The sequence below is a fragment of the Mangrovivirga cuniculi genome (assembly GCF_005166025.1).
In the GTDB taxonomy this organism is placed as follows: domain Bacteria; phylum Bacteroidota; class Bacteroidia; order Cytophagales; family Cyclobacteriaceae; genus Mangrovivirga; species Mangrovivirga cuniculi.
In genome coordinates this window covers 2,934,052-2,950,026 of the sequence record NZ_CP028923.1, presented here as the reverse complement: position 1 = coordinate 2,950,026, position 15,975 = coordinate 2,934,052, and the positions used below count along the sequence as shown (strand labels likewise).

Annotated in this window: 16 protein-coding genes; 3 read left to right on the top strand and 13 right to left on the bottom strand. The window is 34.3% G+C overall.

Annotation, left to right across the window (positions count from 1 at the left end):
* Positions 1-81: 81 nt before the first annotated feature.
* From DCC35_RS12865 to DCC35_RS12855, 3 genes are all read left to right on the top strand, one after another.
* Positions 82-507, top strand: coding sequence for a hypothetical protein (locus DCC35_RS12865; protein ID WP_246070011.1), 426 nt, complete (start codon positions 82-84; stop codon positions 505-507).
* A gap of 241 nt (positions 508-748) precedes the next feature.
* The gene (locus tag DCC35_RS12860) at positions 749-1,120 is read left to right on the top strand and encodes a DoxX family protein (RefSeq protein WP_137091189.1); all 372 of its coding nucleotides are present in this window, start codon (positions 749-751) and stop codon (positions 1,118-1,120) included.
* Positions 1,121-1,287: 167 nt separating this feature from the next.
* Entirely contained in the window at positions 1,288-2,370 is a 1,083-nt protein-coding gene (locus tag DCC35_RS12855) for a hypothetical protein (RefSeq protein WP_246070010.1), read from the top strand.
* 308 nt (positions 2,371-2,678) lie between these two features.
* Here DCC35_RS12855 and DCC35_RS12850 read toward each other — a convergent pair whose 3' ends face one another.
* The 13 genes from DCC35_RS12850 to DCC35_RS12795 all read right to left on the bottom strand — a co-directional run bounded on the left by DCC35_RS12850 (position 2,679) and on the right by DCC35_RS12795 (position 15,931).
* Entirely contained in the window at positions 2,679-3,221 is a 543-nt protein-coding gene (locus DCC35_RS12850; protein WP_137091188.1) for a hypothetical protein, read from the bottom strand.
* A gap of 91 nt (positions 3,222-3,312) precedes the next feature.
* A complete protein-coding gene (locus DCC35_RS21545) occupies positions 3,313-3,768 on the bottom strand; it encodes a DUF4917 family protein (protein ID WP_217495834.1) in 456 nt (151 codons plus the stop codon).
* Entirely contained in the window at positions 3,765-4,295 is a 531-nt protein-coding gene (locus DCC35_RS21540) for a DUF4917 family protein (RefSeq protein WP_217495833.1), read from the bottom strand. The genes DCC35_RS21545 and DCC35_RS21540 overlap by 4 nt, the downstream gene beginning before the upstream one ends.
* 530 nt (positions 4,296-4,825) lie before the next feature.
* A complete protein-coding gene (locus DCC35_RS12840; protein WP_137091187.1) occupies positions 4,826-8,470 on the bottom strand; it encodes an ABC transporter permease/M1 family aminopeptidase in 3,645 nt (1,214 codons plus the stop codon).
* A gap of 21 nt (positions 8,471-8,491) precedes the next feature.
* Positions 8,492-9,382 carry an ABC transporter ATP-binding protein gene (locus DCC35_RS12835; protein WP_137091186.1) on the bottom strand — a complete coding sequence of 297 codons (891 nt, stop codon included), beginning with the start codon at positions 9,380-9,382 and terminating at the stop codon, positions 8,492-8,494.
* A 378-nt stretch (positions 9,383-9,760) separates the two neighbouring features.
* Positions 9,761-10,267 carry a hypothetical protein gene (locus DCC35_RS12830; RefSeq protein ID WP_137091185.1) on the bottom strand — a complete coding sequence of 169 codons (507 nt, stop codon included), beginning with the start codon at positions 10,265-10,267 and terminating at the stop codon, positions 9,761-9,763.
* Positions 10,268-10,359: 92 nt separating this feature from the next.
* Positions 10,360-10,749: a hypothetical protein gene (locus tag DCC35_RS12825; RefSeq protein WP_137091184.1), complete on the bottom strand. Its 390-nt coding sequence runs from the start codon at positions 10,747-10,749 to the stop codon at positions 10,360-10,362.
* A gap of 70 nt (positions 10,750-10,819) precedes the next feature.
* On the bottom strand, positions 10,820-12,571 hold the full coding sequence (locus DCC35_RS12820; protein WP_137091183.1) for an amidohydrolase family protein: 1,752 nt from the start codon (positions 12,569-12,571) through the stop codon (positions 10,820-10,822).
* 3 nt (positions 12,572-12,574) lie between these two features.
* On the bottom strand, positions 12,575-12,802 hold the full coding sequence (locus DCC35_RS12815) for a hypothetical protein (protein WP_137091182.1): 228 nt from the start codon (positions 12,800-12,802) through the stop codon (positions 12,575-12,577).
* A gap of 231 nt (positions 12,803-13,033) precedes the next feature.
* Positions 13,034-13,447 (bottom strand): VOC family protein, encoded by a 414-nt coding sequence (locus tag DCC35_RS12810; protein WP_137091181.1) that lies wholly within the window; start codon positions 13,445-13,447, stop codon positions 13,034-13,036.
* 303 nt (positions 13,448-13,750) lie between these two features.
* On the bottom strand, positions 13,751-14,533 hold the full coding sequence (locus DCC35_RS12805; protein WP_137091180.1) for an XAC2610-related protein: 783 nt from the start codon (positions 14,531-14,533) through the stop codon (positions 13,751-13,753).
* Between the two features lie 61 nt (positions 14,534-14,594).
* Positions 14,595-14,966: a hypothetical protein gene (locus DCC35_RS12800; protein ID WP_137091179.1), complete on the bottom strand. Its 372-nt coding sequence runs from the start codon at positions 14,964-14,966 to the stop codon at positions 14,595-14,597.
* 176 nt (positions 14,967-15,142) lie between these two features.
* Entirely contained in the window at positions 15,143-15,931 is a 789-nt protein-coding gene (locus DCC35_RS12795) for a hypothetical protein (RefSeq protein WP_137091178.1), read from the bottom strand.
* Positions 15,932-15,975 lie beyond the last annotated feature (44 nt).

The window sequence follows — 15,975 nt, the reverse complement described above, 5'->3', positions numbered from 1 at the left end:
AATCATTACCAAGGTCAACAGAATGTAAAAGTCTTAAACTAGTTTATTTTTTTTCATGTATTCAAATGGGAACTTTGAAACATGAAAAAGTTAAGAATCATTTCATTTGTATTTACAGTTGGTCTCGTAAATGCATTACAGACGCAATTCACACAGATTGAATTGATTTCAGGCTTTGACAAAACCGATTTCACATCGAACTCAAGTTACTTCATTAATGAAAGAAAAGCCCTAAGCATTAATACATTGGCTTACTTCCAGAAGTATAACGATGATGAAAATAAAGGTTTTGATGAGGCAGGTGTCCAACCTACCTTATTCTGGAATAATAACGAACATATTTCAATTGGTCCATCTTTATACTACAATAGTATTGCAGGTTATTCAAGACGATTATCGACAAAGTTTATACTTAAAAATATACACTTATTATTGGTCGTAATTCCTTCAGTAGCCCATTCTGAAAAAATGGATGCTGGCTATGCCGAGGCCTTTGCACAATATTAGTTCAATATACCGGTGAATAATAAGGTGTCACTTTGGGTCAACGGACAGTTTAAAACCGTATGGGGCAAATTCGAGACGCATATAAGAAGTTTTCAGCAATTCCGTATGGTGTAATCTATCAAAGGAAACCCAATTTGGCATTGGTGCAGACTTTAACCAGTATGGACCCAATCCAATAGAAAAAACATCTTTCGGTGTGTATTACCGAAAAACTTTATAAATAATTTAAATCTTAAATATTATGAAAAATTTAGTGCGAGTTTCACATTGGTTAGCATATGGATATTTAATCTATGCCTTTGGTTATGCAAGTCTTTTTAAAGTATTTCAAAAACAAAGTATGATGGAAAACATGAGCAATTTTGGCTTTGGAAAAATATGGACATTATCTATTGGTTATGGCGAATTGTTGGGCGTAATTGGTTTGGTTGTTGGGTTTTGGATACATCAAGTTAAAAACCTATCCACTTTATGGTTATTGCCATTTGCAATTGGTGCATTGATAACTCATTTTGCACATAATGACTATGAATACTTTTACACAGCTTTATATTGTTGTATTGCTGGTATGGCTCTACTTCTTACAGATAAAAATTTCAAAGTTACAGTATAGGGGTTTAATCTCCGAAATTTTAAGGGAAGGCACGGTTATTAAGAGAGCTCCTACCGGAACCAAGTATGTGAAGGTTTTAAATTTTTCCTTTTGGTAATCGGTCTTTCCTTAAAAAAATAAATAAATAAAACAGAAAATATTAATTAGTTATGTGCAATTAACGAAAAATGAAGAAAATCTTAACAATAGCAATTTGCATAGTAATATTCATTTCTTGTGATGAGAAACAAGGAGAATATGTCTGTACTCCATGTGATTTACCATGTGACACATTATCGTTTAAAAAAGCAGGTATCTGTCCTGATTGTACTATGAACCTAATAAGAAAAAGTGACCTAAATAATGAGGCCGATTTAGTATTAAATGATGTTCAAATTAAAACAGGTTCTGGTGTATTCTTAATAGAAGGTTCAGAAGGAAAAAAAGAAAAAACAATCAAAGTATATTATCACAAACCAAAAAATTTTACTATCGATTCAAAAGTATTAATGGTAATCCCAGGTGCGGGAAGAAATGGGGACAGTTACAGAGATGCGTGGAAAGAAGAATCTGAAAAATACAATGTTCTGATTCTATCACCGATATATGAAGAAGAACAGTATCCATTCGAAGAATATCATCTTTGCGGATTAATCAAGGACTCCAACTTAATAGAGTCTGTAGAGTTTATGAAGGGGACAAATCAAGCTCTTTTAAATGAAGAAATATTCACTTTTGAAACAAATTCAAATCAAAATGATTGGCTTTTCTATGATTTTGACAGAATTTTTGATTTAGTTGTTGAATCAACAAATTCTTCCCAAACCCAGTATGATATTTTCGGACATTCAGCAGGAGGACAAATCCTGCATAGGCTTGCTTTACTTACAAGTGAAATGAAAGTAAATCATATAATATCATCAAATTCAGGGTTTTATACGCTTCCAGATTTTGAAAATAAAATGCCTTTTGGAATACAAGGTTTGTATTCACATGATGAAGAATTAATTCAATCATTTAACAACAAATTGATTCTTTTAATAGGTGAACTCGATAACGAAAATGAAAAGGGTGGAACTCTTCTAAGATCAAAGACTGCAGATAAACAAGGGACAAATAGACTTGAGAGAGCTAAATATTTCTATGAATATTCAAAAGTTAAAGCAAATGACCTAAATGCTGATTTTAAATGGAAAATTGAAATTGTTCCAAATGTCGGTCATAACCATGAATTAATGGGGAATGCAGCAGGAAAACTTTTATATGAATAAGAAGAAAGCACATAACAAAGCATAAAACGGACATGCCACCCATTTGTGATGGCAAGTCGTTTATGCGATCCGATAATTAAATTTCTAAAAAACAAAAATCAAGAAAAAATAATCACAATAGCAGCGAGTAACAATCAAAAATTCACAACGTCCAGCTATGATGAGTGGGGATTAGAAAGCACTAACCTCTCGTCTCGTACATAGTCACGCCTTGATTTAAATTTAAAACTTGTGGTGGACTTTACAATCCCCACCATAATCCTGACCGATAAAACCCCGTTCATTCATAATATTTGTTGTGGGTAGTTTCACCATCCAAAAAGTTTACCTAACCCTAGCAATGCTATGAAAATCCCCATGTAGACAAAAGCGAACTTATTGAGATTCGTCCAAATGTTGAGTTTCAGTTGGCTATTCTGGTGAATGAATTTTGAAATTGCTTCTTTGATATTCGAAAAGTTCTTGATATCAAATTCACTTAGTTGAAATTGCTTGCCGTTTTGAAGTTCTATTAAAATACCCTGATATGTTCCGATGTTGTTCGAGAAAGGATAGGTGATGTACCCTTTAATATCGGATTCTGTTAGAGTTGTTCGCCAAAACCACAGATATACAATGTTTATCAGTTTACGTTCTGGGTCGATAATGACTGTTCTCAATGAAGTTGTTCCGAAATATAACCCCATGAATGCAATTATAGAAAACATAAGGAACACTGTTAATCCAATAAATTCAAAATCTTCTAATAGGTTATTTAAAATCATAGTGCTGAAAATAGCAAATGCAGTTCCTAGCAATAGCAAAAACAACTTTAATAATGTTGGTCCAATCTTAGCTTTTGACTTCTCCATAATTACCCACAACGCTTAATGTATGAATCGTAGCTTTGGTTTGTGCGTTTGACTTGTGGGGCTATGATTTCATACATGATGTTACATGCTTTTAGTTGAAATTAAATAAATCTGTTGCATTGTAAAATTCGATTTCGGCTATATTAAAAAGCGAGGCAAGCCTATTCCTCTCAGCTTTTAGATAGCCCATTGTATCATAAAATTCAGTTTTTATTGAAATAGCTACTTTTTTAAATTTATGATCAATTAATTCTGCCAAGTGTTTGTCTTGTTCGCCTAAGGATTGTCCATAAATAATAAGATTTTCTGAAGAGTCCGATTTTAATTTCTCGAAACAGTAACTCAAATATTGATTTGAATTAATCTGTTTTAGTTTGGATTCGGATGTGCCTTCACTTATAAAAAGAGGATAATTTGACCTATTAATTTGTTGAGTAATTAAATCAAGCAACCAGTTATCGTTGAGTCTTCTTATTTTTAAGGAATCTATACCATTATCAAATAGGAATAAAGAACCATGTAAGTAATAGATATGGTTATTCTTCATCTCATCCGGTCTTCGGAATTTATTAAAGAAAACATCATGATTCCCAAAAAGTAGTCACCAAACTTTCTGGTATCCAGAATTAGATAATATAAATACAGATCGTAATTGGTAGTATAAATGTTTGTAAACGGTCTGAGCTGTTCACTAAACTCTCTCAAATTTTCGTAATCAATACTCGCTGGTGTTGGGTGAATTCGTCTTATAGATTCAATTAATCCTTGTCTAACCTCATTCCTAAATTCGATTATCCTTGGTTCATTTATTTCTAAAGCTGTATGAACTCGTTCAGTTATTTCTAGATTCCGAAGGATGAGTTCAAAATTCTGTGTGCCAAATGATTGAAACAATTCTTTAGCTACATCCGAGCAATTTTCAATAAAATTTTGATGCAGAAATTTATACCTTAATGTTTCACTAAAATTTAAGCTGAATCCATTTCCTAGGAGAATAGGGCAGTCGGTGAAAAAACTTTCAATATTTCTCCATTCTCTTATTCCTTCATTATTTAGTTCTTCTGCGGTAAACATATCATTGCATGTAACGAATGGCTAACCGCGACTCTATCGCGCTTATTCCTTATATAGCTTCCGTTGCATTGGTAGTTAATAAATTCCTTTAAAATCTAAAAATAGCTGTTTCTAGTTCAAAATCAAATGATCCTTTTTATTTATACCCGTTAGTAAACGTTTGTAACCGACTGTAATCGGGATATTTTAATATCCGTCTGTTACCGTTTACTAATGACTATTTTGCCATTTATTTTTTCAGCTTAATCAATGATCTTTCGATAATGATCAACCTTGAAAAATCTAAACTTCTATCTTCTATAATTTATTCTCATAATTTCCCGGAGCTTGTCTTTAAAAGCAAGAGGGTAGGGCATATCTTATCTTCATTCCAAAACCAATGATATTGAGATAGGTAGTACACTTTAGTTGATGAATTGATCGGACCTTAATCGATAGTATTTGATATATCATTATCAGTTTATTTTGCTCCGGGTAAAAATAAAAGAGGCAGCTTTCAAGCTGCCTCTTTTTCTTTTATTAAATGGATTTTAATCTATAGATACGCTTATGAGATTGTCGTCAGGAATTCGGTCTATTAATTTATTTAATGGATCGATACCTGCTTTTGCAGGCTCCTCATTTACAATAATCTCCACCGTATGCTGCCCGGCCGATATCTTGTGTTTTTTCAAGTATAACGGGACTTTCTTCGTCCGGCCGTTTTCGTCTAATTCATCCTCAGCGAATACACCAATATCTATATAATCGGCATCATAATTCGCTGCTGTTTCCATTCCCAGACTGTCTGCATACATTTTAGCTGAAGAGATATCCAGGGTTACTTTATAGGTGCTGTCTGCTAACATTTCAGCAGTAGCTTCATTGGTTTTATTCTCATACAAGGTGATTTTGTTCCAGGTATCTTCTAAATAATACTGTAAACTATCAGGCGTATGATTCTTTAAATGTCTGTATAAGTCTGAACTGCCCGGATAAGGAGGTTCTTCTCTTAATGCGAATTCATTTCTGAACTCTTTCAGAGCACTATCTATAGCTACCGGACCAATGAGATCTCTTAATCCATACAATATCAAACTTCCCTTGTTGTACCACTGGTAAGACCTATTACAGTTGATAAAAGTATTTTCTTTTTTACTTTCACCGGATCTGCCTCTTAAGTAGTCATCCAACTCATCTTTTAGAAAGCGTTTCATGTTGTCTTTGCCGTATTTCCTTTCAGTAAGCACTAATGCTGAATATTCGGCTAAAGCTTCAGATATTAAGTTGGCTCCTCTGGTGTAATTAGGTGTTATCTGATGACCCCACCATTGGTGTGCCAGCTCATGGGCCGTTACATAATAGGTGTAGTCAAAACTATTCGGATCATCAAAATCTGCCAGCCATCCAAAACTTTCAGAGAAAGGAACGGTATTTGGGAATGATTGTGCAAAACCTGCATAACGAGGAAACTCCAGTAATCTCATTTGCCTGAATTGGAAACTACCGTAAGTTTCTGAGAAGTAGGTTAACCCATCTTTATAGGCAGCCTTGAAGCGATCGAGGTTGTAGTCGTGTTTATCGTGGTAGTAGATTTCTATCGCTACCTTTTGACCATTTGGTAAAGTGGTTTCGTCCTTATGAACCTCATAATCTGCAGATACAATATTAAAAAACGCCTGTATCGGTGTATCCTGGATATAATGGAAATACCTTCGATCACCTTCTGTCCATTCTTTCTGAATATAACCGGGTGCAATGGCAATTTGATCAGGCTCAGTACTAATTGTTGCTTCAAAACTGATCAAATCAGCCTCATCTGAAAATAAGAGTGTTCTTCTACCATACGGATCATCATGAGGTGGTAATTCATAATCTTTTTCCGGAAGATTATATTCTCTTCTTTTTTCATCACTGCTAATTTCTGATCGACTAGAATAACCTATATCCGGTATTCCACCACCGATGAAGGTACCATTATAGACTATTTCCCTGCTATAACCACTATTAGCAAAACCTTTGTTTGTAATGGAACTTTTGATCTGCATTTTAATCGTGTCACCAGGTTGAAGGGTATAAGGCATTTTATATATTCTATACCATTCATATTCATTTCCTTCACCGAAAACCTGGAATTTAGGTGCTTTATAATTCAATGGGTATCGATAGTCTAATACTTTATCTTCATATATTAAATCATAAGAAGACAATGACCCTCCAGCTAAGTGAATTGAATCAATTGGTGTATCAGTTTTATTGACCATCGTCACCTGCGCATCGAAATAGGCTTCCCTTTTCTTTGGATACAGGTCTGCAGCTAAATTAATGTCAATGATTTTTGGTTGAGGGATAAACTCATATTTTTTGAGTTGCTTTTCATAATGCGCTTGTCTTTCTAATTGTTCATCGGCTGTTAGATAAGTATTTACATATACCACATTATTATATATATAAGCACCAACTCCCAGGGCTAAAATGAATGAGAAATAACCCACAACCGTCGATTTGTTGAAGAGCTTACTTTTAGCATTTTGAATTCTCTTTTTAAAATTATTTTCTGTTCCTCGGTTGTAGAAAATAGAAAAGAATAGGACAAGGGAAATACCAAAGAGCGTCCAATAGAGATTAAACCAGAATAGGGGTTCACCAAAATGACCCAGGCCATTCATTTCTGACCACCTGTAATTTGGTTTATAGGAGTAAAAAAACAGGTTGAAATTGTAATCAGCAAACTGTCTTAATACGATAATAATCAGCCAAACTCCAATACTAGCGGCATGTCCTGCAAATTTATTATTTACCAATAGGTGCACGGCAAATACCAGCATTATCATTTGAAGGTAATCAGGAAATGTAATGAGGTAACAATCTATCAGATAAGTTGTCAGGTGGTATTCATGATACCCTTTCAGAGTTTGAACTGCAAGTCCTACGATGATTGGTAATGTAGCTAATATAAATGCTACAAATGCCATTCCCAGGAATTTAGAACCGATTATTACCCCATCTTTTACCGGGAAAGTATCATTAATTTTACTGTATCCGGTTGTTTTATCTCTGTGAAGCGTTTCACCAGTAAAGAATACCAGGATGATAAAGACAAAAATACTGTAATCAAATCCTTTATACTCCATTAGAACAGATGTGACCGGGTGTGAAGGAACACTATATAAAGTCTGGCCAATCCAGAAGTCAATGACTAGAAATACCAATCCTCCTAATAAGATCGATCTGAAGTAAACATCTTTTAATACATTTCGAACTTCTATTTTACTCAATGTAATTAAGCTGTTCCAATGGTAGCTACCTTTGAAGCTAACACCTACTAGACGCTCTTTAAGGGCAGTATATTTAGAGGCTTCTTTTTGCTTGGATTTCTTTTGCTTTGTTTTAAAGAAGTAATTAAAACTGAATCTGAAATAAGCCGCTACAAAGAACAATATTCCTACGCCGGTCCACAATAACCTGTTGGCTAACAAATTGCCTTGAACAGCTAGCAGGAAGTTATTCTGCTCATAAGCTGTCAGGTATCTTGTCTGGTAATTAAAAGAGTTAAGCGCGAATGGATCCAGTATTTGCACCAGGTCCTTATTTTCTATATCCTGAGATAAAAAATTTGCCAGTAGGTAAACTATAAAAACAATTATACCTCCAGAATAGATCGATTTGATATTTCTTTTAAAAACGATTAATGCAAAGAATAATGTTCCTGATAACCAAAGGTTAGGGAGCATCATAGTAAAATAAGGCTGGAAATAATTGACAAATCTATTAGGGCCAAATCGACTGGCTTCAGTCCAGCCGGTAGCCGGTCCGATTATACTTCCCAGGTAAATACCCGCTGCCACACCCAATGAAATAAAAACCAGGGTGACGAAAGATCCCCAAAAACGGCCCATGAAATAAGCACTTTCGGAAATCGGATAACTAAACATAAATGTTCCTGTTTTATGCTCAAGGTCGCGATATAGAGGAACTCCCATTACTGCAGAGGCTAAAAAGATAGCGAATAAAGAAATGAGTAATTGTAATTCGGCAATCATTACCGGTGCATTGTGAAACACTTTTTCTGAAGCGGGTGTGTTTCCCGAAGCGATCAATAAAAAGGCAACAAATGCTAAAAGGCTAAAATATATATAAGTAGCAGGTCTGGTGAACCTGTATTTTAGTTCAAAGGTGAAAATATTCCAGAACATGAGTTAAAAGTTTAAGTTCGTTTAAAGAGTTACAGGATCGACTTTTTTTGAAATATAGCTGAAGTAAACATCTTCCAGATCAGCTTTTGCCGGTTCAAATCCATTTTTAGGATCTTCTTCACTTTCTACTCTTAAACTAAGACTTCCTTCAATCAATTTCGTGGAAATCACATTGTAGTTCGTTTTATATTCATCAAGGTCTTCTTTCTGAATTGCTTTTTTATAAATTCTTCCTTCTAAACTCTCAATTCCTTCTTTTGGCTTACCCTGCATCAATACTTCTCCGGCACAAATAATTGCCATATTAGAACATAAGGTAGTTACATCCTCTACTATATGTGTTGATAAAATAACGATAGTATTTTCTCCGATTTCACTTAATAAGTTGTAAAACCTATTTCTTTCTGATGGATCCAATCCTGCAGTTGGTTCATCAACGATTATAAGAGATGGATCACCAACAAGGGCCTGGGCAATACCAAATCTTTGACGCATTCCGCCAGAATAAGTACCTAATCCTTTCTTTCGGTGACTATAAAGGTTAACCTTATTGAGTAAACTTTCAACGACATATTTTCTATCTGATTTATTCCCAATACCCTTCATTTGAGCAATATGGTCTAGCATTACTTCGGCATTAATTCTAGGGTATAATCCAAAGTCCTGAGGAAGATAACCCAGCTTCTCTCTGATTTGCTGCTTGTTTTCAGAAACATCCAGGTCATCAAGGGTAATAGTCCCTGTATCTGCATCTTGTAAAGTAGCAATAGTTCTCATCAACGACGATTTTCCGGCTCCGTTAGGACCTAAGAGACCAAACATTCCATTGCCGATTTCGAGAGAAACATTTTTAAGTGCCTGAACACCGTTGGGATAGGTTTTAGAAAGGTTGTTGATAGTTAATTTGCTCATGATTTATTCTTTTGAAAATTACTTATTTAAGGTTGTTTTTTTGGTTATTCATATTTTAATAAAAATCGAAAGTAGCTTTTTAAAATCCAATCTTAAACCTTTTCAGTATTACATACTGCCATGTAAACGGTATCTGACTGTTACGAATGGTACGAGCCATATTTGTGACGATTAGATTACTGACGGGATAGGATATGTTCAAGCAGATAGAAAGATAATTCTTTAACCCGGAATAAGATTTTTGTATGTAAAATTAAATTTTCAGAAACAACGAATAGAACTTTCGCTGTTTCGTTGTTTTATTTTGAAATTCACTGTCATTATATATGGTATATTTAACATATATCAATACTATTCAAGTAATAAATTCCAGTTTGTTTATTTAACATTTATAACCAAGTCAGCATTCAGATCATTAGCCAGGTGCCTTGCATTTTTGACTGCATCATCCGCATTTGAGTACTTAAATGAAAATACTGGTTTGGAGGAATTTGAGTAAATGAGCGTTTTGAAGTCGGTTACTTTTCCTGAAAAAGTCGGGCTTATTCCATTAGGTGTATTGCTATTTATGTAGCTGTTTGAAATCACCTTTATTTTTAATATTTCAGGTAGTTCCGTCCATTCTCCAAATTTGTAACCGCCAATTGATAAATACTCTTTAAACCTCTTTTGAGAAAGATCAATAACTATTCCACCATAAGAAGAGATAATTAAAAGGCCTATAAACAATGTTCCTATTCCTACAGCTAATATTGTTTCAGTTGAACTTCCACTTTCCAGAAAGGAAGGACTGACCAAAACAAATATACCTGCCACTACTAGAAGTAATCCGAGTAGGTGAGGGCCTGATGACAGGTTTCGTTTTTTAAAATCAAAATTTTTCATGTAAATACAAATAATATTATGGATGTTTTGAGCCTTTTGGAAAAAATAAAATCCTTGCCACAGGCCCTTATTCTCTTATGTAAGTAAAAGAACTATTTAATAGGATTTTTACTTAAGTCGTCTTCCTCTATCGAATATTTATATTGTTTGACCCATTCGGGCATAGCGCTATACGGAGGAAGCACAACCCATTCATTATCACTCTGATCCTTTGAATTTAATTTCGAGATCAGTTTGTAATGGTAAAGGATTATCTTTATAGAGTCTGGTGATTGGTCGATTTCACTCACATAGAAGCTGTCTAACTCATCCTCTGATAACTCTAAGGCGATTTTTTCTATCGCTCGGGATATTTCGCTATTATTTGATTCAAATTCAGAGATTGTCTGCTTTTCCATTTGATTTTCAGCTATTGATTTTTCCTGATCTGATTGGCATCCTAATAGGGTCGATAGAATTAATATTAATAGATAGTTTTTCATTACTGTAATAAAAGATTTAGAATATTTTGTTTTTAAGATATATCCTCTATTTAATGCTCCGGTTGTTTTCCTATTTAAAATGTGCTACACCGACTGCTTCATAAAGCTTACTGCAATCATAGACTTTACCATCCTTAATTGTCGTTTCTATTCTTCGAATGTTGCTAATATCTTCCAGGGGATTTCCATCTATGATGATCATATCGGCGAGATAGCCTTCCTTTATAACTCCAAGATTATCATTACCGGTAATATTCGCGGCATTGACTGTAGCAATTTGTAATACGTCGCCAACAGAAATACCAGCTCTTACATAGTTTTCTAATTCTTTATGTAAGCCAAAGCCAACCATCGAATCAGTTCCGGCAACGAGGCGTATACCGGCATCGTGAAGCGCTTTTACCATCTTTAACATGTGTTCATAAGACTTTTTATATACCGGACGTTCTTCATCAGTCATCGGTAATCCACCGGAATAGAAAGCTCTCTTTACTTGAATAGGCAATCTGTCTAAAATGGTGTCAAAACTTGGATTGGGCTCACCGGCCTTAGAGGTAAGCATTCCTTCGAAAATCGAGACTGTTGGATCGATCACTATATCTTTTTCTTTTAGAAGCTTAACCAGTTTCTGAAATTCTTCTCCTTCAATATCAATCTGATGAGCATATTTTCCCGGCATGGAAAAACGTAACGGAGTTCGGGTATCAATGGTGTCACCAAGGAAGTTTAAGGCAATCATATTGATATGCTGGATTTCATCATATCCATCATTTATCGCCTGTTCAGCAATCATGTAGGAGGGAATATGTCCACTTAATCGCATGCCGAGTTCATGAGTTTTTTCTGCCATCGGTTTCACCCATGATGGATCAATAGAACTATACAATTTTATTTGCTGATAGCCCCGGTCATGATAAAACTGTATAGCTTCTAATCCTTCTTCCAGTGATTTCACTATTTTACCGGTCGGACCGGCATAAGGACCTGCCTGATCGATAAAACCACTCATTATTAAAATCCTTGGACCTAACACGGTGTTTTTATTAAACTCATCTCTGACAGTGGGAAGCTCAAAATTATTTGCCATGTCCCGTACAGAAGTAACACCTCCTGCAAGATTTAAAATACCGTCTGATCGGGATAGGTGACCATGCATATCGAATAAACCTGGCATTAGTGTTTTACCACTACCGTCAATTATCATAGCATTTTCTTCCACATCAGCATCATCCGTTACTTGTTCAATTGTATTGCCGTTAACAATAACAGTTTTATTTTCCATCATTGAGCCGTCTTCAGAATTAAAGACATTGACATTTTTGATTACCAGTTTTCCTTTTGGCTGGGTAGTAAGCTCATCTGCTATTCTTTTATAATTTTCTTTTTGCTTTGCAGTTTGCAGCTTATATAGGTGAGAGCCGATTGATTCATATCCTTTTCTTATAGTAGTAAGCCACGAAGATGGGGAAGCGAAAAATCTATTGTCTTCATCAAACCAAACATAGCTGGGCTCAAATGATATGCCGACAAATTCAACTAACTTTAATTGGAGGGTATCACCAATTGAATGATCAGAAACCGAAGTCAATTTGGTATTACCATTCGGGTAGAGGTCAACGGAATTGGCTTCTAATAACTTTCTTACCAATAGTTCCCAACTTCCCGGGGTACTATTGATCCCAATATAAAAGGCATTCTTACTTTCCGTTTGTCCGGTTTCGGAGTTACTTTCCCAACTGGCCTTGCCATTTTTAATCTTAAAGCTTTCAGCTACCGTGTCTTTCAGATAATTATGACCCTGAACCTCCAAAGATTTAATCATTCCCTAGTCGTTAAGTATGACAGTTTCTTCCAGGTGGGGACCTCGTCCGCGATCGTTAAATTCATAAACAAAATTGTACTTCCCGTCTTCTGTTTTTGAACTATTGAAATAACCTGCTTCCTTATCACCAAAGAGGATGGTGTAATTTTGAGTTTCATATTTGGGTGTTGCTTCCTTATCGTCACATGAAAATAAGGTGAATAATAAAAGGGCTGGTAGGATGTATTTCATAGTTGTGTAGTTGATGATCACTAATATATAATAATTTTTTCAAACCCTTCAATTTTAAAGTCAATCTGATTTTAAAGAATAACTTTTCAGGAAAATAAGTAGATATTGGTTAATTAATGCATGTGATTTGGGCTGGTCTTTTAGTTGTCACCTTATCGCATATATGAATTGAAAAGTATATGTGTAGAGTTTTGTCTGCCTTATTCTGAGACTAGCAACAGTGTTTTTTTATTATCCTCTGTATTCACTTATCTCAAATAAATGGCCATCAGGATCCCGAAAGAAACATCGGGTTTCCGCTCCCCGGGTAAAGGGAGGTGTTATGAAGTCTGCTCCTTTATCTTTTAATATTTCGTAGGACTTATTGCAGTCTTTCACTCGAATGGTATAAGAATGACTTACCTTATCTTTATTCACAGGGACTACAAAATGAGTGTCGGGTTTATCCTCTGTTGGGCCTCCCGGGGTCACCAGTAAAATCCAATTCCCCAAAAACTCCAAGACCAATGAATCACCCCCGTATTTACGAAATATTTTTGCCCCTAATACATCTACATAGAAAGCTTTGGATTGGTCGATATCAGACACCACTAAAATGGTAGTTAGCGCTGAGTCTTCAAATGGGTTATTCTGATTATCATTCATTTTTATAATTCTTGGTAACTTTTTGCTACAAAAAGCGAAGGTTATGAATTACTAATCTTTGTATCCTACAAAGCTTCACCTTATTTGAAATTAAACACTTGGGACTAACTTTCCTAAATCCCGGATAATTATCCTATTCTATTTAAGGAGCAATTTATGGTCTTTTATATACCATTTGGTTACTCGTATTTAAATTTTCATGTTCTTTTTGATTGAAAAAGTGAATTCGGGAATATTTGTCTGTCCTTAATTGTTCAGCTATATGATTATCTCATTAAGATCAAGGTGAATACTATCAAAATATTACCGGGTCAACTCATCTTTTAATGTATCAACTTTGACAGTCCAACCTGAATCTTCAAGTGTCTTTGTAGTCCGAATAAAACGATTCAAAGAGTCTGAATAAGTTTGGTTTTCATATTTGATAAGTTCGAAATCTCCGTTATTCCATCTATATAATTTTTTAGAATATATCTGGCTTGCCATACCTCCTTGTCCGAAAGTAGTCAGGGTTTTTGATTCGTAATCTATAGATGGATTAACGACTTTTGAGAGAAACTTATTTTTATAGTATTTATTCCTTTCACTATTGTATAAGTAAACAGTATACATCTGATTCTTTACACCACTTGCTTCCCTGTTGTGAATTGCTACATCCGGGAAATCATCAAAATTATAGTCTTCAAAATAGACCTTAGGACCCTTTTCAAAGTTCACAATATCCTCAATACTAAATATAGGATAATTAAAATATCTTATATCAAAAGAATCTTCGTCATGATAGAAAGTTATTTGCTTTATTTGACCATTTCCTGTTGTATCGATTTCAGCATATACATCAAATTCGATTGAGTCTGATTTGTAAAGGCTCCTTGATCTAAACTTAACAGAGTAAATTTTTGGTTTTATTACAAAGCCATTTTCTGGTAATTCAGGGAACTGAAAGGGGTATTCTTTATCTGGCTTTTCATTTCTACCAGTTTCTTCAGGGATTGATTTACTTTCAAAATTTCGTTGTCCGGATGGTTTCGAATCACATCCGATTATTATTGAGATTACGATTAAAGTAAATATTATTTGTCTCATATTTTTGAATGCTGTTACAGTTGTAAAGCCTGGCAATGTGGTATTTAAATTGTTGAAATAGTTATTTTCTTAATTTTTTAATGGCCATAGCTAAATAAGCACCAATAAGAGCTGTGGGTAAAGACTGAAAAATGCAAAATATAACTTCAAATGGTGCAAAGTTATGTGATGATGGATCCCAAAATGTCACATCGTAAATTATTCTAAGAATTATTGATAGAATGACTCCAAGAGTAACTAGAAGTGCGATTTTCCATGGCTTTTGATCAAAAAGTAAGGTTGAAAATACAGATCCTATTAAAGTTCCGGTACCAACAATGAGCCAGAGATTGCTTTCTGATAAATTCAACTCATCGTAAGGTATTCTCCAATAGGATATTGCCCCGATTATTATTCCCGCAAGTGTCAACCAAAGATTTACTTTATTTTTCATTTAGTGTTTTTTAATTATCAATGACTTCAAGATTAAGCATCTACTCTCAACTCTTGAGATTAGGGGAAGTAACTTATACAATATTGGTAGTAGGTTATTTAATTAGTAGTTGTCGTGGATACTTTTATTATCAAAATAAACATCTTTCAGTGATTCTTCATTTTTGATCGGAGATATTACTGTTTTATCAAAAGTTCCTTAAAGTCATTTTTGTCCAATGATCTAAAGTGTTCCAAATAGCTTTTTTTAACTCCTGTTACCAGATTGCCCGTTATTTCACCATATAAAACAGAATCAAGTTTTATTATAGTTCTATTTGAATCTATTGAGACAATGGTAGATAAAACAGTAATATCAGCTCGGTAATCTTCAATCAAATCAAAGTTTATATAAAAAAGGCTATCAATTAAATTCTTGTCCGGGTTTTCACTATATGGATGTCCTGCACTTAACGATTCCAGTATTTCTGATTTAGGCTTATTTATGTGGTATATTTGATTCATTTTAAAATCTATTTTGACCTGTTCCCTGGGTAAAGTCGTTGCCCAAAACGAAAAGATACTAATCGCGACTATTGGTATTGCTAATGATTTGCGAATATTTTTATTGGCATCAATGTGCTTTTTAAAATAGATATAAGAAAATGGTAAAATAAGAAGTGCAAATAAGTCTGAATAATCAACAATTCGGCTAACACCGATTCCATTCTGCTGAAACCAATCAATAATGTGTTGAGACAACTCAGATTTCCAGAAAATAAATAATATCGCCGTTCCTATGTAAATTTCTTTCGTCCATTTGATGCGAAGAGAAGATAAAAAATAAGGGAACAAAAAAAGTCCGGAAAGGTCAGAAAATTTACCTGTCCAGAAATTTGAATATTCGTATTTGAGATAAAGATCATTTAATAGCAATATCCCTAATGAAAAAATAAATAGTGGTTTTGTTAATACGTTTAGACTCACATTTTATTGATTTTATTTCCTTCAGGTTATTTATCAACAGAAAA

Bases quoted from the DNA above. Each gene is read 5' to 3' on its own strand.
- DCC35_RS12865 (WP_246070011.1), top strand. From the start codon at position 82: ATGAAAAAGTTAAGAATCATTTCATTTGTATTTACAGTTGGTCTCGTA.
- DCC35_RS12860 (WP_137091189.1), top strand. From the start codon at position 749: ATGAAAAATTTAGTGCGAGTTTCACATTGGTTAGCATATGGATATTTA.
- DCC35_RS12855 (WP_246070010.1), top strand. From the start codon at position 1,288: ATGAAGAAAATCTTAACAATAGCAATTTGCATAGTAATATTCATTTCT.
- DCC35_RS12850 (WP_137091188.1), bottom strand. From the start codon at position 3,221: ATGGAGAAGTCAAAAGCTAAGATTGGACCAACATTATTAAAGTTGTTT.
- DCC35_RS21545 (WP_217495834.1), bottom strand. From the start codon at position 3,768: ATGAAGAATAACCATATCTATTACTTACATGGTTCTTTATTCCTATTT.
- DCC35_RS21540 (WP_217495833.1), bottom strand. From the start codon at position 4,295: ATGTTTACCGCAGAAGAACTAAATAATGAAGGAATAAGAGAATGGAGA.
- DCC35_RS12840 (WP_137091187.1), bottom strand. From the start codon at position 8,470: ATGTTCTGGAATATTTTCACCTTTGAACTAAAATACAGGTTCACCAGA.
- DCC35_RS12835 (WP_137091186.1), bottom strand. From the start codon at position 9,382: ATGAGCAAATTAACTATCAACAACCTTTCTAAAACCTATCCCAACGGT.
- DCC35_RS12830 (WP_137091185.1), bottom strand. From the start codon at position 10,267: ATGAAAAATTTTGATTTTAAAAAACGAAACCTGTCATCAGGCCCTCAC.
- DCC35_RS12825 (WP_137091184.1), bottom strand. From the start codon at position 10,749: ATGAAAAACTATCTATTAATATTAATTCTATCGACCCTATTAGGATGC.
- DCC35_RS12820 (WP_137091183.1), bottom strand. From the start codon at position 12,571: ATGATTAAATCTTTGGAGGTTCAGGGTCATAATTATCTGAAAGACACG.
- DCC35_RS12815 (WP_137091182.1), bottom strand. From the start codon at position 12,802: ATGAAATACATCCTACCAGCCCTTTTATTATTCACCTTATTTTCATGT.
- DCC35_RS12810 (WP_137091181.1), bottom strand. From the start codon at position 13,447: ATGAATGATAATCAGAATAACCCATTTGAAGACTCAGCGCTAACTACC.
- DCC35_RS12805 (WP_137091180.1), bottom strand. From the start codon at position 14,533: ATGAGACAAATAATATTTACTTTAATCGTAATCTCAATAATAATCGGA.
- DCC35_RS12800 (WP_137091179.1), bottom strand. From the start codon at position 14,966: ATGAAAAATAAAGTAAATCTTTGGTTGACACTTGCGGGAATAATAATC.